At 72.7% G+C, this 19,621-nt stretch carries 17 protein-coding genes; 9 read left to right on the top strand and 8 right to left on the bottom strand.

What is annotated here, in order from left to right:
- Positions 1–51: 51 nt before the first annotated feature.
- The gene (locus tag OOJ91_RS01570; protein WP_266241605.1) at positions 52–1,518 is read right to left on the bottom strand and encodes a nitrilase-related carbon-nitrogen hydrolase; all 1,467 of its coding nucleotides are present in this window, start codon (positions 1,516–1,518) and stop codon (positions 52–54) included.
- A gap of 109 nt (positions 1,519–1,627) precedes the next feature.
- Here OOJ91_RS01570 and OOJ91_RS01565 point away from each other — a divergent pair, with 109 nt between their 5' ends.
- Both OOJ91_RS01565 and OOJ91_RS01560 read left to right on the top strand, forming a co-directional pair.
- On the top strand, positions 1,628–2,776 hold the full coding sequence (locus tag OOJ91_RS01565) for a sensor histidine kinase (protein WP_266241603.1): 1,149 nt from the start codon (positions 1,628–1,630) through the stop codon (positions 2,774–2,776).
- A 55-nt stretch (positions 2,777–2,831) separates the two neighbouring features.
- Positions 2,832–3,485 (top strand): response regulator, encoded by a 654-nt coding sequence (locus tag OOJ91_RS01560; protein ID WP_266241601.1) that lies wholly within the window; start codon positions 2,832–2,834, stop codon positions 3,483–3,485.
- Positions 3,486–3,542: 57 nt separating this feature from the next.
- On the opposite strand, the gene htpG is transcribed toward OOJ91_RS01560, so the two are convergent.
- On the bottom strand, positions 3,543–5,459 hold the full coding sequence (htpG, locus tag OOJ91_RS01555) for a molecular chaperone HtpG (RefSeq protein WP_266241599.1): 1,917 nt from the start codon (positions 5,457–5,459) through the stop codon (positions 3,543–3,545).
- Positions 5,460–5,667: 208 nt separating this feature from the next.
- Here htpG and OOJ91_RS01550 point away from each other — a divergent pair, with 208 nt between their 5' ends.
- Positions 5,668–6,366, top strand: a complete 699-nt coding sequence (locus OOJ91_RS01550) for an SDR family oxidoreductase (RefSeq protein WP_266241596.1) — start codon at positions 5,668–5,670, stop codon at positions 6,364–6,366.
- Positions 6,367–6,472: 106 nt separating this feature from the next.
- On the opposite strand, the gene OOJ91_RS01545 is transcribed toward OOJ91_RS01550, so the two are convergent.
- On the bottom strand, positions 6,473–6,979 hold the full coding sequence (locus OOJ91_RS01545) for a hypothetical protein (protein ID WP_266241594.1): 507 nt from the start codon (positions 6,977–6,979) through the stop codon (positions 6,473–6,475).
- Positions 6,980–7,106: 127 nt separating this feature from the next.
- Entirely contained in the window at positions 7,107–8,864 is a 1,758-nt protein-coding gene (locus OOJ91_RS01540; RefSeq protein WP_266241592.1) for a M28 family peptidase, read from the bottom strand.
- A gap of 204 nt (positions 8,865–9,068) precedes the next feature.
- On the opposite strand from OOJ91_RS01540, the gene OOJ91_RS01535 reads away from it, so the two are divergent.
- The gene (locus OOJ91_RS01535; protein WP_266241590.1) at positions 9,069–11,960 is read left to right on the top strand and encodes an ATP-binding protein; all 2,892 of its coding nucleotides are present in this window, start codon (positions 9,069–9,071) and stop codon (positions 11,958–11,960) included.
- Positions 11,961–11,978: 18 nt separating this feature from the next.
- Here OOJ91_RS01535 and OOJ91_RS01530 read toward each other — a convergent pair whose 3' ends face one another.
- Together OOJ91_RS01530 and OOJ91_RS01525 are read right to left on the bottom strand one after the other, a co-directional pair.
- Positions 11,979–12,761 (bottom strand): hypothetical protein, encoded by a 783-nt coding sequence (locus tag OOJ91_RS01530; RefSeq protein ID WP_266241588.1) that lies wholly within the window; start codon positions 12,759–12,761, stop codon positions 11,979–11,981.
- Positions 12,758–13,258, bottom strand: coding sequence for a SigE family RNA polymerase sigma factor (locus tag OOJ91_RS01525; RefSeq protein WP_266241586.1), 501 nt, complete (start codon positions 13,256–13,258; stop codon positions 12,758–12,760). Before OOJ91_RS01525 ends, OOJ91_RS01530 begins: the two co-directional genes overlap by 4 nt.
- Positions 13,259–13,397: 139 nt before the next feature.
- Here OOJ91_RS01525 and OOJ91_RS01520 point away from each other — a divergent pair, with 139 nt between their 5' ends.
- Positions 13,398–14,249 (top strand): DUF3152 domain-containing protein, encoded by an 852-nt coding sequence (locus tag OOJ91_RS01520; protein WP_266241585.1) that lies wholly within the window; start codon positions 13,398–13,400, stop codon positions 14,247–14,249.
- Positions 14,250–14,267: 18 nt separating this feature from the next.
- Here OOJ91_RS01520 and OOJ91_RS01515 read toward each other — a convergent pair whose 3' ends face one another.
- Positions 14,268–14,921 (bottom strand): hypothetical protein, encoded by a 654-nt coding sequence (locus OOJ91_RS01515; protein ID WP_266241583.1) that lies wholly within the window; start codon positions 14,919–14,921, stop codon positions 14,268–14,270.
- A gap of 238 nt (positions 14,922–15,159) precedes the next feature.
- Between OOJ91_RS01515 and OOJ91_RS01510 the strand changes: the two genes are divergently transcribed.
- Positions 15,160–15,729: an AMIN-like domain-containing (lipo)protein gene (locus tag OOJ91_RS01510; protein WP_266241581.1), complete on the top strand. Its 570-nt coding sequence runs from the start codon at positions 15,160–15,162 to the stop codon at positions 15,727–15,729.
- A gap of 80 nt (positions 15,730–15,809) precedes the next feature.
- Here the strand turns inward: OOJ91_RS01510 and OOJ91_RS01505 are convergent, their stop codons facing one another.
- Positions 15,810–16,127, bottom strand: coding sequence for an L-rhamnose mutarotase (locus tag OOJ91_RS01505; RefSeq protein ID WP_266241579.1), 318 nt, complete (start codon positions 16,125–16,127; stop codon positions 15,810–15,812).
- Between the two features lie 250 nt (positions 16,128–16,377).
- Between OOJ91_RS01505 and OOJ91_RS01500 the strand changes: the two genes are divergently transcribed.
- From OOJ91_RS01500 to OOJ91_RS01490, 3 genes are read left to right on the top strand one after another with little or no spacing between them, the layout of a single operon-like run.
- On the top strand, positions 16,378–17,058 hold the full coding sequence (locus OOJ91_RS01500) for a response regulator transcription factor (RefSeq protein ID WP_266241577.1): 681 nt from the start codon (positions 16,378–16,380) through the stop codon (positions 17,056–17,058).
- A gap of 13 nt (positions 17,059–17,071) precedes the next feature.
- Positions 17,072–18,556 (top strand): sensor histidine kinase, encoded by a 1,485-nt coding sequence (locus OOJ91_RS01495; RefSeq protein ID WP_266241575.1) that lies wholly within the window; start codon positions 17,072–17,074, stop codon positions 18,554–18,556.
- A complete protein-coding gene (locus tag OOJ91_RS01490; protein WP_266241573.1) occupies positions 18,553–19,506 on the top strand; it encodes a Gmad2 immunoglobulin-like domain-containing protein in 954 nt (317 codons plus the stop codon). The genes OOJ91_RS01495 and OOJ91_RS01490 overlap by 4 nt, the downstream gene beginning before the upstream one ends.
- Positions 19,507–19,621 lie beyond the last annotated feature (115 nt).

Here is a 19,621-nt window from a genome sequence, read left to right as displayed (position 1 = left end):
GGTGACGGTCGCCCAACCCTTGTGAACTTGTTCACCGGCCCACGCGGGGCGTCACCCGCACCGGTTGCGGGCACGTACTCGGTGTGCTGTGACCATCGTGGACCGTTGCCCACCGGAACCACCGGTAGCGGACCGCCGCCGCACGCCACCCACAGCGATGACCAACAGGGCCACAGAGAACAACGGAAACCAATCCCCGGTACGCGAGTAGACCGTGCCCCACCCGGTCGTCGAAGCGACGGTGACCAGCAACTCCGCGTCACCGGCGGTGGCCTCACCCACCACTCTGCCGTTGGGGTCGGTGACCGTCAGCCGGCCGAGCCCGGCGGCGCGGACCACGGTGAGCCCGTTCTCCACGCCACGGACAAGGGTCATCCGAGCGTGCAGCCAGCCGTCCGAGCTGAAGTCCAGGGCGGGGACGAGCAGCACGGTGGCACCCTGCGCCCGATACCGTCGGACCAGGCCCGGAAAGTCAAGGTCCTTGCAGATCGCGACGCCGAACCGCCCGTCCACGAGCGCCTCGTCACCAGGCGTCAGCCAGTCCTCAAGGCCGGGGACCAGGTGCTGTTTGGTGTACGTCGTGACCGTCCCGGACGGGTCCAGCACCAGCGCTACGTTGTACGCCGTGCCGGCCCGTCGGAGCACCGCGCCGACTACCACCCGGGCCTCGGTCTGCCGGAGCGCGTCCACGAGCAGCGGAAGCGTCGAATCCGTCACGGCGAACACCTTCTCCGGCAGCACGACGACGCGCGCCCCGCGGTCAGCCAGGCTCGCGACCCGCGGAGCATAGCGGGTGAGCAGGTCACGGCCGGCCGGTTCGTCGATCGGGAGCCCGTCCTCGGGCTGCCTCAGGGCGACCAGGCCGACGGTCAGCGGCGCGGCCGTCTCCGGGGAACGGTTCAGCGACCAGGCCGACCACGCGCCGGCGCCGACCAGGAGGGCGAGCAGGCAGGCGACGGCGGCTCGCTGGCTGCCGAGCCGACTGACTGGGGTTCGCCGCACGCCGCCGAGCAGGGCGGCGAGGGCGATCGGGACGGCGAGCAGCAGGTAGGTGACGCCCCAGACGCCGGTCAGGGCGGTCACCTGGATGACCGGCCGGACGTCGGCCTGCGAGTAGGCGAGGCTCCACCACGCGCCGTTCGGGAACAGGCGGGACGCGGCGTATTCGCCAAGTACCCACAGGGACGGCACGGCGAGCACGGCGGTCACGGTGCGCCCGCGCAGCAACAGCTCTCGGGCGAGCAGAACCGTGCCGCCCGCCAGGCCGAGGCCGAGCCCGAGCACACCGGCCACCGCGGGGACCGGTAGGCGCAGGGTGTCGAGGTAGTACCCCGCCATGCCGAGCTGACCGATCGACCAGGCGAGGACCGTCGCGCCGAGTGCGGTGCGCGGGCGTATCCGCACCGAGGCGAGGATCAGCGGAACCGGGGCGAGCCAGGTCAGCGCGGCGACGGGATGCAGCCCGGAACCACCGAGCCAGAGCAGGCCGCTGAGGAGCGTGGCGACGATCGTCATCATGCGTCGATCGTGCGGCCGGAGCGGCGGGGGCGGATCGCCCTACGAACCGGGTTCGATCTGGTCCCGTGGCGGGAGGCGCGGGAGCAGCGGGCCGGACGATACTGCCGAGGTGAAGCGGTACGTCAATCTCACCGTCACCGTGGCGGCCGTCGCCGCGACGGTGGTGCCCGCGCTTGTCGGCGGACCACGCTCCTGGTGGGTGCTGCCGCTCGCGGTCCTGTCGTCGGTGCCGGTGCTGTGGCGGGACCGGGCGCTGGTTCCCGTCGCCGTCGTCGTGGGCGTCGCCACGACCGTCTCGGCGACGCTCGGCGCACCCCCGCTGCTGCCGGTCGGCCCGCTCGTCTGCCTCTACACGTTCGCCGCGCGGTCCTGTATGCCCATCCGCCTGCTCGGCATCGTGCTCACCGCGGCCGGCCTGGTGGTGTCGCTGCTCCATCCGCACCCCGACGTGGAGGTGCTGCGTTACCTGTCGGTCGCCTACATCTTCTCGTACGCCCTGGGCACCAGCGCCCGCGCCCGCCGTACCCAGGCCACAGCCCTCGCCGAACGCGACCGCCGCGTCGCCGGTGAGCGGGCGGCGGCCGTGTTACGCGAGCGCACCCGCATCGCCCACGACCTGCACGACATCCTCACCCACGCGGTCGGTGTCATGATCGTTCAAGCGGAGGCGGGGCCGCTCCTGGTCCGCCCCCACCCGGACCGTGCCGACGCGACGTTCGCCACGATCGCCGCCACCGGCCGCGACGCGGTCGTCCAGCTCCGCCGCGCGGTCGGCAGCCTGCACGAGCCCGCCGACCATCCCCTCGACCAGCCGGGCCTGGCTCACCTCACCGCCCTCGTCGAACGCGTCCGCGCCACCGGGCTGGACGCCGTTCTCACAGTCACGCCCGCACCGGCAGGGACCGTCGGCGGAGTCCGGTCCGCGCCGCCGGCCGGGGCGCTTGTCGAACCACCCGCGGACGTCGGGGTCGCCGCCTACCGGATCGTGCAGGAGTCCCTGACCAATGTGGTCCGCCATGCCGGGGCAGGGTCGGTCCGCGTCCTGCTGGCCCACACCGCGGAGGCGCTTACCGTGTCGATCACCGATGACGGCCACGGCGATCGGGCCTCCGGCGCGGGCCGGCCCGGATACGGGATCATCGGCATGCGCGAGCGAGCCCAGGCCTGCGGTGGAACCCTGCGCACCGGTCCCGCCCAGGACGGGCATGGCTTCACCGTCACCGCCACCCTCCCCCTGCGGGCACCGGCGGTGGCCTGATGGTGGGAGTCGCCGTCGTCGCCCTGCGGCCTTCGACGCCTGGGGTGTCGTGCTGATGCTGCGCGTCGTGCTCGCCGATGATCAGGACCTGTTCCGGGCCGGATTCGCGACGATCCTCGGTGCCGAGCCGGACATCGAGGTGGTCGCCGAGGCCGCCGACGGCGCGAACGCCGTGCGTGCCGCCCTCGAACACCGACCCGACGTCGTGCTGATGGACATGCGGATGCCCGTCCTCGACGGCGTCGCCGCCACCCGGCAGGTCTGCGTCCGTACGTCGAGCCGGGTCCTCGCCCTGACCATGTTCGACACCGACGACTACCTGTACGCGGCGTTGCGCGCCGGGGCCAGCGGCTTCCTGCTCAAGGACGCCCCCCGAGCCGACCTGGTGAACGCCGTCCGCGTGGTCGCCGCCGGCGACGCGTTGCTCGCCCCCGGCGTCACCGCACGCGTGATCGGCGAACTGCACAGGCGCGGTCACCCGGATCCGGGCCGGGCCGCCGCGGTGACCGCGCTGACCGCTCGCGAGACGGACGTGCTGCGCCTGATCGCGGCCGGTCTGTCGAACGCCGAGATCGCCGCCCACCACCACCTGAGCGAGCACACGGTGAAGACGCACGTCGGCAACCTGCTCGCCAAACTGAACCTGCGCGACCGCGCCCAGGCGGTGATGGTCGCCTACGAGTCCGGTCTGGTGATTCCGGGCCAGTGACGTGACCGGCCGGCGGGTCCGCTGTGCGGAACCCGCCGGCCGCAGGGGTGGCGCCGGTTACAGGGTGCGCGCCAGCCGGTCGGCGAGCGTACGGGTGAACCGGGCCGGATCGGCCAACTCGCCGCCCTCGGCGAGAACCGCCAGGCCGTACAGCAGCTCGGCGGTCTCGGTCAGGGTTTCGGAGGAGTCGCCCTGCTCGTGTGCCTTGCGCAGCCCGGTGACGAGCGGGTGACCGGGGTTGATCTCCAGGATGCGCTTGGCCGTGGGTACGTCGTGCCCCATCGCCCGGTACATCTTCTCCAACGTCGGCGTGAGGTCGTGCGCGTCGCCCACGACGCAGGCCGGTGAGGTGGTCAACCGCGACGACAGGCGGACCTCCCGAACACTGTCGGCGAGGGTCGTGCCCAGCCACTCCACAAGCGCGGCGAAATCCTGCCGCTGCTGCTCGCGCTCGGCCTCGGCCTGTTGCTTCTCCTCGTCGGTGTCCAGGTCGACCTGGCCCTTGGCGATCGAGCGCAGCGGCCGGCCGTCGTACTCGCCGACCCGCTCGACCCACACCTCGTCGACCGGGTCGGTGAGCAACAGCACCTCGTGGCCCTTGGCCCGGAACGCCTCCAGGTGCGGGGAGTTCTCGATGGTGGCGCGAGAGTCGCCTGTGGCGTACCAGATGTCGCTCTGGCCGTCCTTCATCCGTGAGACGTAGCCGGCCAGGTCGGTGGGCTCCGCCTGGTCGTGGGTGGACGCCACCGACAGGATCTCCAGCAGGGAGTCCCGGTTGTCGGCGTCGTCGATCAGCCCTTCCTTGACCACCGCGCCGAACTCGGTCCAGAAGGTGCGGTAGCGCTCGGGGTGGTTGGCCTTGAGGTCCTTGACCGTGGTGAGGACCTTCCTGACCAGGCGGCGACGGACGATCTGGATCTGCCGGTCCTGCTGGAGGATCTCGCGGGAGATGTTCAGCGACAGGTCGTGCGCGTCGACGACGCCCTTGACGAAGCGCAGGTAGGTGGGGACCAGCGCCTCGCAGTCGTCCATGATGAACACGCGCTTGACGTAGAGCTGGACGCCGCGGCGGCCCTGCGGGGAGAACAGGTCCAGCGGGGCGTGGCTGGGCAGGAACAGCAGCGCCTCGTACTCGAAGGTGCCCTCGCCCTTCATGTGCACGACCTCGAGCGGGTCGGCCCAGTCGTGGCTGACGTGCTTGTAGAACTCGTTGTACTCGGCGGCGTCGACCTCGTCGCGGGGCCGGGCCCAGAGCGCCTTCATCGAGTTGAGGGTCTGCACCTCGCTTGTGGCGGCCTCGCCGTCGGTGCCCGGACGCTCCACGCGCATCCGGATCGGCCACGCGATGAAGTCGGAGTATCGCTTGACGATCTCCCGGACGGTCCACTCGGTGGTGTAGTCGTGCAGGTTGTCCTCGGTGTCGGCCGGCTTGAGGTGCAGGGTCACCGCTGTGCCCTGCGGCGCCTCGTCGACGGTCTCGATCGAGTAGGTGCCCTCGCCTGTGGACTCCCAACGGGTGCCGCCGGTCTCCCCGGCCTTGCGGGTCAGCAGGGTGACGCGGTCGGCGACCATGAACGCGGCGTAGAAGCCGACGCCGAACTGCCCGATCAGGTCCTGCGAGGCGCGGGCGTCGGCGGACTCGCGCAGCTGGCGCAGCAGCTCGGCGGTGCCGGACTTGGCGATCGTGCCGATCAGCGCGACCACCTCGTCGCGGGTCATGCCGATGCCGTTGTCCCGGACGGTAAGCGTGCGGGCGTCCCGGTCGACCTCGATGGCGACGTGCAGGTCGTCGGTCTCGGCGACGAGATCCTTGTCGACGAGCGTCGCCAGCCGCAGTTTGTCCAGGGCGTCGGACGCGTTCGAGATGAGTTCCCGCAGGAAGACGTCCTTGTTCGAATAGATCGAGTGGACCACCAACTGGAGGAGCTGACGCGCCTCGGCCTGGAACTCCAACGTCTCGGCCTGGTTGCTCACACCGTCTCCCTTCTCGGCTCGTGCGGATGTTCGCGCAAAGGATACGAGTCGTCACCCGTCCGGTCGTGCCCGCGTCCGGGTCGTATTCCCGATCCGCCTGGTGACCGGGCGTGACATAGCTGACTTTGCCTAACAGAAGTCAGCCGGATAGCGTTCCGGTCAGCAAAGCGTCGTCGCGCCGCATCGACCACGAACCTGGAGCACTCCCATGAAGATCGCTGGAAGCACCGCCCTCGTCACCGGCGCCAACCGGGGCTTCGGCCGACACCTGGCCGCCGAACTCGTCGCCCGGGGCGCCACGGTCTACGCCGGCGCCCGCAACCCTGACAGCGTCGACCTGCCCGGCGTGACGCCTGTGCGCCTCGACATCACCGACCCCGCCTCGGTGGCCGCCGCCGCGCAGCTGGCCGGCGACGTGAACCTGCTGATCAACAACGCCGGCATCGAGACCGGCACCAGCCTCCTCGACGGCGACCTGAACCTGGTCCGACTGGAGCTGGAGACCCACTACCTCGGCAACCTGTCGATGATCAGGGCGTTCGCCCCGGTCATCGCCGGCAACGGCGGCGGGACGATCCTCAACGTGCTCTCCGCCCTGTCCTGGGTCAACTTCCCGAACGTCGGGGCGTACGGCGCCGCGAAGTCGGCCGAGTGGGCGATGACAAACGCGCTGCGCATCGAGTTGGCCGAGCGGGGAGTCCGGGTCGCCGGCCTGCACGTCGGCTATATGGACACCGACATGACCGCCGCAGTCACCGCACCGAAGTCCGACCCGGCCGTGATCGCCCGGATCGGCATCGACGGCATCGAGGCCGACGCGTACGAGATCGTCACCGACGAGACCAGCCGGCAGGTGCAGGCCGGCCTGGCCGGCGGCGTGGCCGCGCTCTACCCCCAGCTCCCCTGAGCAGCGACACCACGGCCGTGATCGGGCCGCCGCTTGGTTCCCGGCGGCGGCCCGATCCCGGGTACGCGGTCAGCTCCCTCCGCACGCCCGGCCCGGGGCACCTCGCTCAGCAGCCACCGCAGCTGTAGAAGAGGATGTCCCAGTGGCTGCCCTCCTTGGTGTAGAGGTTGCCCGAGGCCGCCCGGTACTGATAGCCGAAGCCGGAGATGTAACCGACATAGGTGTAGTTCGCCGAGATGTAGTTCTGGATGCAGGTGCTCAAGGCGATGTCCAGCTTGTAGCCGGTCCAGTGGCTGTACGTGCCCCCGGCGTGCCCGACCTCGGTGCCGGCGGTGATGGTGACCGCGCAGCCGCTGGCCCGCTTGAAGGTGATGATGCCGTCGATGGTGGCCTGCCGGACCCCGTCGAACGAGGTGCAGGTGGCCACGTTGCGGTCACTGCAGTTGCCGCTGGAGGTCCAGGAGATGCCGGCGGCGCGCAGCTGCGAGGTGGCGCTGGAGTGGCTGATGGCGAAGGCCGGGGCGGCCAGGCCGAAGGTGACGCAGACCGTGGCGAGGGTGGCCACGAGCAGCGTGAGCACGCGGCGGCGCACGGTGGATCGGGTGGATGACATGGCACTCCCGTTCGCGTGAGGGGCGGAATTCTGCGAAGCAGGGGCCGGGCCTTGAAAGATTTCTACCAGAGATGGACACCCGTGACTAGACGTCGGGTGGGGGCACGCGCCCCCACCCGACGTCCCCTCAGCTCGCCTGCAACGTCACGTCGTCGATCACGAAGCTGGTCTGCAACGACGAGTCCTCGGTGCCGGTGAACTTCAGCGTCACCGTCTGCCCGGCGAACCCGGCCACGGTGAACGTGCGCTGGGCGTAGCCGGCGGCGGCGTTGAGGTTCGAGTACGTCGCCAGCGTGGTCGAGCCCACCTGCACGGTGAGCTTGTCGTACGCCGTGGAGGTGGTGGTCTCGGCGGTGTCGATGTGCAGCCAGAACGACAGCGTGTAGCTGGCGCAGCCGGCCGGCACGGTCACCGACTGGGACAGGGTGTCGGTGTGGGTGCTGCCGTACCCGTCGAGCCACGCCTTGTACGACCCGGTCCGGGCCGGCTGGCCACTGTCACTGGTGATCACGCCGGAGGACGCTGTCCACGGCGTGCTGCCGCTCTCGAAGCCACCGTTGCCGACCACCTGGCCGCCGGCGCAGCCGCCGGTGCCGGTCACCGTGAGGGTGAGGCTCGCCGTCCGGGTCACCGACCCGGTGCCGGTGACCGTGACGGTGACGGTGCCCGTCGCCGCGCTTGCCGACGCGGTCAGGGTCAGCGTGGCCGACCCGCCGGACGTCACCGACGACGGACTGAAGGAGACGCTGACCCCGCTGGGCGCGCCGGAGGCGCTGAGGCTCACCGTCTGTGCCGAGCCCGAGGTGGTCGCGGTGCTGACGGTGGCGGTGGTGCTGGCGCCCTGCGCGACGGTACGGCTGGTGGGGCTGACCGCCACGGAGAAGTCGTTGGTCGGGGTGCCACTGCCCACGGCGAGCTGCCACAGCGCGTACGCGACGCCGTCGGCCGCGCGGTTCAGCACTGTGGCGCTGACGTTGGCGGTGGTGTCGCAGGAGCGGTGGTAGCAGGAGTCGTAGGCGGAGTTGGCCGTGCCGCCCCACTTGGCCGCCTGGCTGCTGGTCTTACGGGCGCTCGCGCCCGCGGCGTATCCGGAGGTGGGGATGCCGGCCTGCTGGAAGTAGTAGTCGTCGGAGCGGCCCTGACCCTCGACGTTCTCCTCCGGTTGCAGCCCCAGCGAGTCCCAGTACGCCTTCAGCGGCGCCGCCGTGGTGGAGCTGACCCGGTTGATGAAGTAGCCGCCGTTCGTCGAGCCGACCATGTCGAAGTTGTAGTAGCCCTTGATGTAGCCGCGCTGGGTGGTGCTGAGCGAGTTCACGTAGAACCGGGAGCCGTTGAGACCCTGCTCCTCGTCTGTCCACCAGGCGAACCGGACCTTCTTCGTCATGGTCGGGTTCTGCGCGGCGAGGACCAGCGCGTTCTCCAGCAGGGTGGCCGAGCCGGAGGCGTTGTCGTTGATGCCCGGACCGGCCGAGACGCTGTCCAGGTGGGCGCCGAACATGACCACCTGGTCGGTCGGGCCGCCGGGCCACTCGGCGATGAGGTTGTTCGAGGGGTACGTGCAGCTGGAGCAGGTCTGCTCGCTGACGGTGTAGCCGGCGGCCTGGAGCTTGCTCTTCACGTAGCTGACCGAGGCGGTGTAGCCGGCCGATCCGGCCCGCCGGTTGCCGCCGTTGCTGCTGGCGATGGAGTTGAACTGGGTCAGGTGCGCCTGGACGTTGGTGACGGAGATGTCCGGCGCCGCCAGGGCGGCGGCGGACGCGGCGATCGGCCGGGCCGCTGTCGTCGCGGCGGAGGGTGACGCGGTCACCGGCTGGGCGGCCAGCGTCACCGTCATCCCGGTGAACACGGTGAGCGCGATTCCCGCGCTCAGCGTTCTGCCTCTCATGGGGGCTCCTCGGGGGTTGGAGAGATAACCGAGACACTTACAGAGATCTATGTCTTCGGCATCGGACGTTCGTCCCGAACCCCCGCCGGTTCGACGATGGGTACCGACGGCGGCACAGGTGAGTAGAGGTGCCAGGATGGGTAGGTAACACCAGCAGGGGTCGTCGGGCCCGGAACGGGGGCTTGCGATGAGGCCGGGTCGAGCGTGACACGACCCCGCACCGACCTGTTCGACGACGGCGGTGACACCGGTCGGCTGATGGCCGAGCTGGACTGGGCCGACACCCCGCTGAGCGCGGTGTCGAACTGGCCGCAGAGCCTGCGCGCCGCCGTGCGGGTGGTGCTCTCCTCCCGTTACCCCATGCTCCTGCTCTGGGGCGACCGCCTCTCCCAGCTCTACAACGACGCGTACTCCGCCCTGATCGGCGACAAACACCCCGCCGCGCTCGGCGACGACGTGCGGGTGACCCTGGCCGAGGGCTGGGACGTCCTCGCCCCCCTGATCCAGCAGGCCATGGCGACCGGGGTCGCCAGTTGGGTGCCCGCTCTGCAACTCCTGCTGGAGCGCGCCGGCTACCGCGAGGAGGCGTACTTCAGCGTCTCGCACGCCCCGGCCCGCGACGACGACGGCCGCACCGTCGGCGTGCTGACGGTGTGCAGCGAGGTCACCGAGCAGGTCGTCGGCGAACGGCGACTGCGGCTGCTGCGCGACCTGAGCCTGGGCGGCGACGGGCGCACCGTCGACGTCGACGCGACCTGCGCCCGGCTGGTCGACGCGATCGGCGGTCACCCGCTGGACGTGCCGTTCGCCGCGATCTACCTGCGCGACGGCGCGGTGCTACGCCGGACGGCCTGCACAGGCGGTGGCCCGGGTCACCACCCGGTGGCCGGAACGCTGCCGGACGTCGTCGACGTGGCGGACCCGAGCCCGGCGGCCCGCGCCTGGGGGCTGCCGGACGCCGCGCAGGGCCGACCCGTCGACGTGACAGGCGTCGCGGACCGCCTGCCCCTGCCCGCCGGCCCGTGGGGCGACCCCACCCGCACCGCGCTGGCGCTGCCGCTGCCCTCGGCCGCCGAGGACCAGCCGCTCGGCGTCCTGCTGGCCGGCGTCAGCCCCAACCGGGAGTTGGACGAGGCGTACCGCTCCTTCTACCAACTGCTGACCCAACAGGTCTCCATGGCGGTCCGCAACGCGAAGGAGTACGAGCAGGAGCGGCGCCGGGCCGAGACGCTGGCCGAGCTGGACCGGGTGAAGACCACCTTCTTCACCAATGTCAGCCACGAGTTCCGTACGCCGCTGACCCTCATGCTCGGGCCGCTCGGCGACGCGCTCGCCGACACCGCCGCGCCGCTGGCGCCCGGGCAACGGGATCGGGTGGAGACCGCCTGGCGCAACGCCACCCGGCTGTTGACCCTGGTCAACAGCCTGCTCACCTTCTCCAGCCTGGAGGCCGGCCGGGCCCACAGCGACGCCCGCGAGGTCGACCTCCCGGCGCTCACCGCCGAGCTGGCAAGCGTCTTCCGAGCCGCCGTCGAACGTGCCGGCCTGGCTCTGGAGGTCGACTGCCCGCCGCTGCCCCGGCCGGTCACCCTCGACCCGGTCAACTGGGAACGCATCGTCACCAATCTGCTGTCAAACGCCCTGAAGTACACGTTCATCGGCCGCATCCGGATCGCCGTGAACGCCGACCACGACGAGGTCCGCCTCACCGTCGCCGACACCGGAATCGGGATCTCCGAGGCGGACCTGCCGAAGCTCTTCGAGCGCTTCCACCGGGTGCAGGGCGCGCGCTCGCGCAGCCACGAGGGCACGGGCATCGGCCTTGCCCTGGTCCACGAGCTGGCCCGGCTGGAGGGTGGCGAGGTCCGGGTGACCAGCCAGGTGGGCGTCGGCACCACCTTCACCGTGGCCCTGCCGTGGACGGCTGCGCAGCGCGCGCCGGCGATCGGGCCAGCACCCAACGGGCGGGGCGACGTGGCCCGCGCCGGCGTCTCCGAGGCGGTGGGCTGGCTGACCGACCCGGCCGGGGGCGTCGCCGAGCCCGCCGCGGCGCCCGGCCCGGACGCCGACGAGGTGACCGGCGCCCGGATCCTGGTGGCCGACGACAACAGCGACATGCGCGCGTACCTGAGTCGGCTGCTCGCCGGTCAGGGCTGGCGGGTGCGGTCGGTCACCGACGGGCGGCAGGCCCTCGACGCGATCCACGAGGAGCCGCCGGACCTCCTGCTCACCGACGTGATGATGCCGGTGCTGGACGGCTTCGACCTGGTCCGTCGACTGCGCGCGGACCCGGCGACCCGGGCGCTTCCGGTGCTGGTGCTCTCCGCCCGGGCCGGCGAGGAGGCCAGCGTGGTGGGCCTCAGCCTCGGCGCCGACGACTACCTCGTGAAGCCGTTCGCCGCCGCGGAGCTGATCGCCCGCATCCGGACCGCCATCCGCCGTGCCCGCACCGACCCCTCCGGCGACGACGCCACCGCATCCTCCGGCGACGACAGCTCGAGCGCGGTCGACACCCCGAGGTCGACGCGACCTGCCGGGGTCACCGCCGTCGCGCCCGCTGCGCCGCTGGCGGAGCCCACCGGGAGCGCGCCCGCCGCGCGCTCCGCCGCCGAACCGACAGGCGGCGAACCGGCCGCCGCGCCGGCCAACGCGGAACCGGCCGGCGGCGAACTGGCCGGCGTCTCCACGGTCGATACGGTCGACGGCCGGGGCGACACCCTGGCCACCGAATGGACGTACCCGTCCGCGCCCACCTCGGCGGCCTCCATGCGCCGGGACGTCCGGCTGGCGTTGGACGAGGTGGACGTCCACGCGGACGTGCTGGAGGATCTGCTGCTCGCCGCGTCCGAGGCGATGAACAACGCCGTCGAGCACGCACAACGACCCAGCCGTCCCGAGGTGCGGGTCCGGCTCCAGGTCGGTGACGACCGGGTCCGGATCTCGGTGCGCGACTTCGGCACCTGGCGGGACCGTCGGCCGGCCATGGACCGGGGCCGGGGCGCGCTGTTGATGAACGCCTACGGCGACGTACGACTGGTGTCCACCGGCGAGGGGACGACGGTGACCATCGAGCGCCGGCTGACCGACCCGACCTGAGTCACCGCCGCCGACGCCTCAGAGTCGACGGCCGTCGCGGTCACGGGCGACGATGCCGTCCAGCCGCTCCCCCGGCGTGAGCGTGGCCGGGTCGAACCAGAAGACCACCACCTGCTTGTCCACGCTCCAGCGCGCCAGCCGGGCATCGATCTGCCGACCGTCCACCGTGCCGATGATCCGCTCGGCGGGGCCGACGAAGTAGCCGAAGGTGGGCGCCGGCGCGGCCGACGAGCTCTCGTCGTAGCCGATCTGGTGGAAGCCGGGGCTGCGGTCGGCGCCCTCGACGTCGTTGACCAGGATGTCCGTGCCCACCCTGCCGTCGGGGGCGCGGCGACCGGCGGCCAACCCGATGGTCACCTTCGGCTGGCCAGGCACGGTGACCCGCACGAAGTAGTAGACCCGCCGATCGGTGCCGTGCTGCACCCCCGTGTCGACCACCTGACCCAAGGGCTTCGGACCCGGCACACCACGGGCGATCGTCGGCGGTGGCGTGGCCTCCCGCGACGGCGACGGCGACCCCGACGGCGACGCCGACGGCGACGGCGTGCGAGCGGCCGAGGGCGGAGCGACGGCGACCGGCGGTGCGGAACCGGTGGGCTTCGGAGCGCCCGGCCCGGACACGCCGACCGCCACCACGACGACGGCGGCCAGCCCCGCCACGAGTGTCGCGGCTGTTCCCCCGGCGACCCGCCGACGGATACGCAGCCGCCGCCCCGCACGCATGACGGCGGTCAGATCGAGCACGGCGTCGGGGCGCTCGGTCGCCCGCATGGCGTGGCGGAGCCGATCCAGCTCGCTCATCGGCGTGCCTCCTCGTCGACCGTACGCGGCGCGGCGGTGCGCAGCTTCTCCAGGGCGCGCGAGCTGGTGCTCTTGACGGTGCCGACGGACACGGCGAGTTCCCGGGCCACCTGCGCCTCCGGCAGGTCGAAGTAGTAGCGCAGCACGACGATGGCCCGCTCCCGAGGGCTGAGCGCGCCGAGGATGGTGACCAGCCAGCGCCGGGTGGTCACGTCGTCGGCCACGTCACCTCGCCGCTGTTCCGGCACCTCGTCGGTCGGGTACTCCCGCAGCGGCCGCCGCCATCGATCCACCAGGTGGTTGACGAGGGTGCGACGGGCGTACCCGTAGGCGTCGTCGTCGTGGATCCGCGACCACGACGCGTAGGTGCGGACAAGCGCGGTCTGCGCGGCGTCCTCGGCCTGGTGGTGGTCGCCGGTCATCAGGAACGCGGCGTGCACCAGTCGCGCGGTCGCCGCCCGAGCGAACTCGACGAACTCCGCGTCACCCCGCGCCACCGCGAACCCTCCCCCGTGCCACACCGCTTCAGACGGGCGAGACGCCGCAAAAGTTGAGTCCTCGCGACGTCAACCTTTTGGCGGTCCCACCCGTCTTCTCTCCCGCGTGCCGCAGACCGGCACGCGAGGGGAGAGAAACATGTCGACGAAGGCTACCCGTCGGGGATGCCTGCCCCCGGCGGCGTTGCTGCTGGCCGTGGCGCTGCTCACCGGATGTGGCCTGCCCGCCGCCGGGAACGGACCGGCCGGTGGCCCCGCGACCGGACCGGACCCCACAGGCCTGGCCGCGGCAGGACCGGTCGCGACGGGACGGCCGGCGGGAGTGGCCGGGAGCGGCGGTGTCGCGCCGGCGACGCCCACGGTCACAAAGGTCAGCTATCCCGCCACCGGCAGCAACCGCTGGTCGGTGGCGACGGCCGAGACGACGGATGGGGGCGGGGGCGCCGGCCGTCTGCTGCGCTACCGGGTCGCCGTGGAGCGCGACATCCGGGGCCTGCCGGTGGGCGACATCGCCACGGCGATCTCCGCGACGTTGAACGACAGGCGCGGGTGGACGGCGGGCGGGACGTGGCGGCTACGCCGGGTCGGCGCCGACGAACCGACCGACTTCACCATCTATGTGGCGACCCCCGGCACCCGCGACACCCTCTGCCAGGACGTGCCGGACGGCTACACGTCGTGCCGCAACGGCGCCCGGGTGGTGCTCAACGTGGCGCGCTGGGTCTCCGGGGTGCCGGACTACGGCGCGAGCCTGGCCACCTATCGGCAGTACATGGTCAACCACGAGGTGGGTCACAAGCTCGGGTTCGGTCACGAACGCTGCCCGGGGCGGGGCCGGCCGGCGCCGGTGATGCAGCAGCAGACGCTGGGCCTGCACGGGTGCCGCGCCGGGGCCTGGCCGTACCCGAACGGCACGACCCGCTACGGCGGGCCGGTCGGGGCGTACGACGACGACATCCCACGGCGCGAGGGCGCCTATCCGGCGCACTGACGACCGGGAGGCCGTACGTCAGGTGCGGCGGCGTTCCTGGTCGAGCCGCTCGTCCAGCCGACCCAGCTCGTAGATGCCGTTGAGGGTGGTCGGCAGGCGGCGGACATTGTCCGGCCCGGGTTCGGGATGAGGCCGCGGCTCGGGATCCGGCGCGGCACCGGGATCCGACGCGGGAGCGGCGGGAGAGTCGGAAGCGCGGCGACGCAGAAGCAGCAGTGCCAGCACCGCCAGGACGGCCGCGACCAGCAGGTAGGACACCGGCGGCCAGCCGCGGCGGGCGGGGGTGGCGAGCGCCGGCGGGACCTCGGGTGCCGGGGTGTCACCTGTGCGCTGGGGCACGGCGGCCTCCCGGGCGTTGGCGTCGGAGCCACCGGCCGGGCGGTCGGGGGTGGCCGGGGCCCGGCCACCGACGGACGACCCGGCGGGCGCGGCTGTCGCACCAGGCGCGGCGGGGCTGGGCTGGCCGGTCGTTGGTGGCTGTCCCGGCGCGGACGTCGCGGTCGGGGTGGCGCTCGGCGTCGGAGTCGCACTCGGCGCACCGTGGCCGCCGAGCAGATCGTCGACGGTCCGGCCGACGCCACCGAGGATGTCGCCGACCGGGCCCGAGGTGGGCGACGGGGACGGCGCGGGCGCGAGGGCGAGGGTCAGCGCGAGGACGACGACGGTAGGCACGGGTCCACCTCGAATGTGTCGACTGTCCGGCACAGTACCGCGTGGTGGGACGGCGTGGGTGACCCGGCCACGCCGAGGCCCGGCATCCCCTCCCCTGCGGTCGTCCGGGGACCGTCCACTGTTACCCGTCGGTTACGCGGCGGCGAAGCGCGTGTGCCGCGAGGGGACGACCGTGACGGCTGAGGGTCACCGGCAAGGCTGCCGCGACGTGACCCCGGCACCGAGTGGAGAGATCACCATGAGGATCAGGAGCACACTCACCGCGTTGGCCGTCGTCGTCGCCGGTCTGGTCGCCAGCGCGGGCAGCAGCCCCGCGGCGGGCACCACGACCGGATCGGCGTACTGCGGGATCGTCTGGGGCAGCGCGGAGAAGGCGGCCGGCGCGCTCAGCGACGCCCCGCTGGTCGCCGTGCGGACCGGGCGGCACGACTGCTACGACCGGGTGGTGTTCGAGTTCGCCGGCCCGGTCGACGGTTACGCGGTCGGCTACGGCGAGACGTGGACCGAGGGCGAAGGGCTGGCCCTGTCGCCGTACACCGCCGGGGACGCGCTGCTGCGGGTCTCGCTGCGGGCACCGGCGTACGACGCCGACCACCAGGGCACGGTGCCCTACGCGGTCGGCGAGCACGTCGCGAACGTGCTGCGCTGTTCGACGCTGCGCGATGTCGTCTTCGGCGGCAGTTTCGAGGGCTATAGCACCTTCGCGGTGGGCGTACGGGCCCGGTTGCCGTTCCGCACGTTCACGCTCGCCGGCCCCGGCGCACACAGCCGCGTCGTGCTGGACGTCGCCCACCAGTGGCAGGAGTGATCACGGCGTGAGCCTGCCGGACGCGCCCCGTCGGACGGCGTGCCGCCCGGCCGGGCGCGGCGCATCTGTCGACGGCGGCCTCAGGCGGGGTCGTCGGCCAGGTGCCAGACCTCCCGCATCGGGGCCCACCAGTCCCCCGAACCGGGTTCGGCGACCGATTCCTGGCACGGGTCGGTCAGCTTCCACCACTCCTGCGTCTGCGGGTCGGCGGCGATGTACCGCAGGTCGGCCTCGTAGTCGTCGCCGACGTACTCGTAGTAGCCGACGAGCAGGTCGTCGTGGAGGAAGATGGTGTAGTTGCGGAAGTTCGCCTCACGCAGCGTCTTCTCGACGCTCGGCCAGACCTCGGCGTGTAGGCGCAGGTAGGTCTCCCGGTGCTCCGGGCGAAGCCGGATCACGCAGCCATGACGTTGCACGTCGTGTCCTCTCAGGTGAGCTGGTCACGCGGTGGCGACGGCCCGGGGCAGGTCGACCATCGACGACCATCGTGTTGGTGCGGTTGGCGAACCGATGGTAGCCGTAGCCAAGATCGAGGATCACCCGCTGGAGGTCGGCGGCCCGCCGCCCCCGTGCCCGGACCCGACCGGCCGCCGACACCGACCGTTTCGCCAGGGCTGCGCGGCGTCACTGCGGGTCTACCCTCAGGTGGTGGAGGGCCGCGTGCTGGTGGTCGAGGACGACGCCTCCATCCGGGAGGTCACCGCCCTCGGTCTGCGTCGCGCCGGCTTCCGGGTCGACACCGCCGTCGACGGGCGGCAGGCGCTCCTGACCTGGCGAGCGCACCCGGTCGACGCGATCGTGCTCGACGTCATGCTGCCCGGCCTCGACGGCCTGGAGGTCTGTCGGGAGATCCGGCGGACGAGCCAGGTCCCGATCCTCATGCTGACCGCCCGCACCGACACGCTCGACGTGGTGGTCGGCCTCGAGTGCGGCGCCGACGACTACCTGCGCAAACCCTTCGACCTGCCCGAGCTGGTGGCCCGGGTCCGCTCGGTGCTGCGGCGGGCGAGCGCGCCTGTCGGTTCGCACACCATCGCCGTGGGCGACCTGGAGATCGATCCGGGCGGCTTCGTGGTACGCCGCGACGGCCGGGAGGTGACAGTGACCGCCACCGAGTTCCGTCTGCTGCTGGAGCTGGCCCGACGCCCCGGCCAGGTCTTCACCCGGGAGCTGCTGCTGGACCTGGTCTGGGACCACCGTTTTCTGGGCGACTCGCGACTCGTCGACGTGGCGGTGCAGCGGCTGCGCGCCAAGGTCGAGGACGACCCGGCGCACCCGCGGCACATCCGCACGGTGCGCGGCGTCGGCTACAAGCTGTCCACGGGCTGACGGGAGGTCGGCGATGGCCGGACGGGCGATGGCCGGACGAGCGGTGGCGCCGGGCCGCCTGCGGCGCCGGCTGACGATCGCGTTCGTGCTCGTCGCCGGGGTCTCCGCCGGCCTGCTCGCCGGTGGGGCCGGGCTGCTGCTGCGCCAATCCTGGTTGGACGCCTCACTGCACCAGGCCGCCGCCGACGCCCGCTACCAGCTCCTGCTCGCCGGCGAGTTCCTGCCCCTGACCGAGCAGCGCGGCACCGAGCTGCTCACCAGCTTCGAGGGCAGCGGCCGGCACGTCGTCCTGGTCGACGGCCCGGTTCGTCCCTCCCACCCCGCGTACGCCCCCGCCCTGGGCACGCGACTGCGGGCGTCGGTCGCCGACGGGCAGCTCGCCTATGAGCGCTCGGCGCCGGCACAGCGGCCCCGACTGCTTGTTGTCGGCGGACGCATCCCCGGCTCGACCGCGGAGCTGTACGTGATCACCGTGGAGGACGACATCGCCGCCGACCTGGGTCAGGTGCGCACGACGCTGCTGGCCGGCTGGGTGCTCGTCGTGCTGGTCGCCGCCGGGGTGGGCCACCTCCTGGCCCGGCGCACCCTGGAGCCGGTGGGCCGGGCCAGTCGCGCCGCCCGGTCACTCACCGAAGGACTGCTCGCCACCCGTCTGCCGGTACGCGGGCGCGACGAGTTCAGCGTCTGGGCGTCGTCGTTCAACGAGATGGCCGAGGCGCTGGAGTCGAAGATCGCCGCTCTGTCGGCCGCGCAGGCCCGGGAGCGGCGGTTCACCGCGGATGTCGCGCACGAGCTGCGTACCCCGGTGACCGCCCTGGTGGCCGCGGCCTCGCTGCTGGGCGAGCAGCTGGACCGGCTGCCCGACGACGCCCGGCCGGCCGCGCGGCTGCTTGTGGGCGACGTGGTCCGGCTGCGCCGCCTCGTCGAGGACCTGATGGAGATCTCACGGCTGGACGCCGGACGGGAACGGCCGAGCGTCGAGCCGGTGGACGCGCCCGCGCTGCTGCGCGCGATCGTCGCGGCGCGCGGCTGGTCGGACCGCGTGCTTGTCACCGGCGACCCGGTGGCGCTGCGCACGGACCCTCGCCGCCTGGAGCGCGTCCTGGCCAACCTGGTCGTCAACGCGGTCGAGCACGGCGGCGGCGAGATTCGGGCGACCGTGACCGGGGCGGGCCCGCTCGTCGTCTTCGAGGTCACCGACCGGGGACCGGGCATTCCCGCCGAGCACCTGCCGCACCTGTTCGACCGGTTCCACAAGGTCGACGCGTCGCGCTCCGCGCCGGGCAGCGGGCTGGGCCTGGCCATCGCCCGGGAGCACACCGCCCTGCTCGGCGGGGTGCTGAGCGTCCGCAGCGCGCCGGACGTCGGCACCCGGTTCCGCCTGGAGCTGCCCGCGCACGGCCCGGGCGGGCAACCCGGCGGCGTGCCACGCCCGGCGCCGCACCCCGGCGAGGACGCCGCGGCGGCCGACACCGGCCCGTCGGGCCGTCCGGGATGAGCCGGCGCGGCACGGTCAGCGTGGGCCGGCGCGGTGGGTTGCGCGCGGTGGCGGTGCCGGTGCTCGTCGCGGCGCTCCTGCTCGGCGCGTGCGGCACCCCCCGCTCCGGCGTCCTGGGCGCGGCGCCCACCGCGCCGCCGCCGAGCGCCCCGCCCGCCGGACGCCCGACGCCCGCGCCCACCCCGCCGACCGGGCCACCGACCGGGTCTCCGCCGTCGGCGGCGGTCACTCCCACGACGCCGCGTCCGCCGGCACCGACGGCCGCCGGCACGCGACGGCCGGACCCGGTGACGATCGAGCTGTGGTACGTGCGGTCCGGCCTGCTCGTCCCCACCCGGCGTACCCGGCCGGCCACCGTCGCGACGTCCCGGCTCGCGCTTGCCGAACTGGCAGCCGGGCCCACACCGGCCGAGGCCGCCACCGGCATGGTCACCCTGCTGCCGGCAGGTGTCGAGGTCACCCGGATCGCCGACGGCGTGGCGACGCTCGGGCCCGTCCCGTCCGGCGACGACCCGGCGGAGCGTCGGCGGCTGCGCGAGGCGCAGGTGGTGTTCACACTCACCCAGTTCCCCACCGTCCGGCAGGTCCGCTTCCCCGGCGGCGCACCTGTCGGCCGGTCCGACTATCCGGACCTGCTCGCGCCGATCGTGGTCACCGCCCCGAGCGTCGGCGACCGGGTGACCGCCCCGCTGACCGTCACCGGCACCGCCGACGTGTTCGAGGCCACGGTGAGCATCCGGGTGCTGGACGCCGCCGGCCGGGAGGTGGCCGCCGGCTTCGGCGCCGCCAGCTGCGGCAGTGGCTGCCGGGGCGCCTACCGCCTGGTGATCGACTGGCGCGCGGCCCGCGAGCAGCACGGCACGATCGAGGTGTACGAGGTGTCCGCGCGCGACGGCTCCCGGATCCACACGGTCGCCGTGCCGGTGATCCTCACGCCGAGCGGGAGCTGACCGCGAGGTTCACCCGCTCGACGTCGGGCAGAAACGTAACCGTTTCGTCCACCCGGTGCGACGCACCTCATAAAAGCCTGCGGAGACGACCAGCAGCGAACTAGGGTCAGTACGA

It is taken from the genome of Micromonospora lupini (assembly GCF_026342015.1).
Taxonomy (GTDB): Bacteria; Actinomycetota; Actinomycetes; order Mycobacteriales; family Micromonosporaceae; genus Micromonospora; species Micromonospora lupini_B.
Note: the sequence above shows the minus strand (reverse complement) of the source record. Positions and strands in the feature narration are given on the sequence as shown.

Bases quoted from the DNA above. Each gene is read 5' to 3' on its own strand.
- OOJ91_RS01510 (WP_266241581.1), top strand. From the start codon at position 15,160: ATGAGGATCAGGAGCACACTCACCGCGTTGGCCGTCGTCGTCGCCGGT.
- OOJ91_RS01560 (WP_266241601.1), top strand. From the start codon at position 2,832: ATGCTGCGCGTCGTGCTCGCCGATGATCAGGACCTGTTCCGGGCCGGA.
- OOJ91_RS01570 (WP_266241605.1), bottom strand. From the start codon at position 1,518: ATGATGACGATCGTCGCCACGCTCCTCAGCGGCCTGCTCTGGCTCGGT.
- OOJ91_RS01495 (WP_266241575.1), top strand. From the start codon at position 17,072: ATGGCCGGACGGGCGATGGCCGGACGAGCGGTGGCGCCGGGCCGCCTG.
- OOJ91_RS01530 (WP_266241588.1), bottom strand. From the start codon at position 12,761: ATGAGCGAGCTGGATCGGCTCCGCCACGCCATGCGGGCGACCGAGCGC.
- OOJ91_RS01550 (WP_266241596.1), top strand. From the start codon at position 5,668: ATGAAGATCGCTGGAAGCACCGCCCTCGTCACCGGCGCCAACCGGGGC.
- OOJ91_RS01520 (WP_266241585.1), top strand. From the start codon at position 13,398: ATGTCGACGAAGGCTACCCGTCGGGGATGCCTGCCCCCGGCGGCGTTG.
- OOJ91_RS01540 (WP_266241592.1), bottom strand. From the start codon at position 8,864: ATGAGAGGCAGAACGCTGAGCGCGGGAATCGCGCTCACCGTGTTCACC.
- OOJ91_RS01545 (WP_266241594.1), bottom strand. From the start codon at position 6,979: ATGTCATCCACCCGATCCACCGTGCGCCGCCGCGTGCTCACGCTGCTC.
- OOJ91_RS01490 (WP_266241573.1), top strand. From the start codon at position 18,553: ATGAGCCGGCGCGGCACGGTCAGCGTGGGCCGGCGCGGTGGGTTGCGC.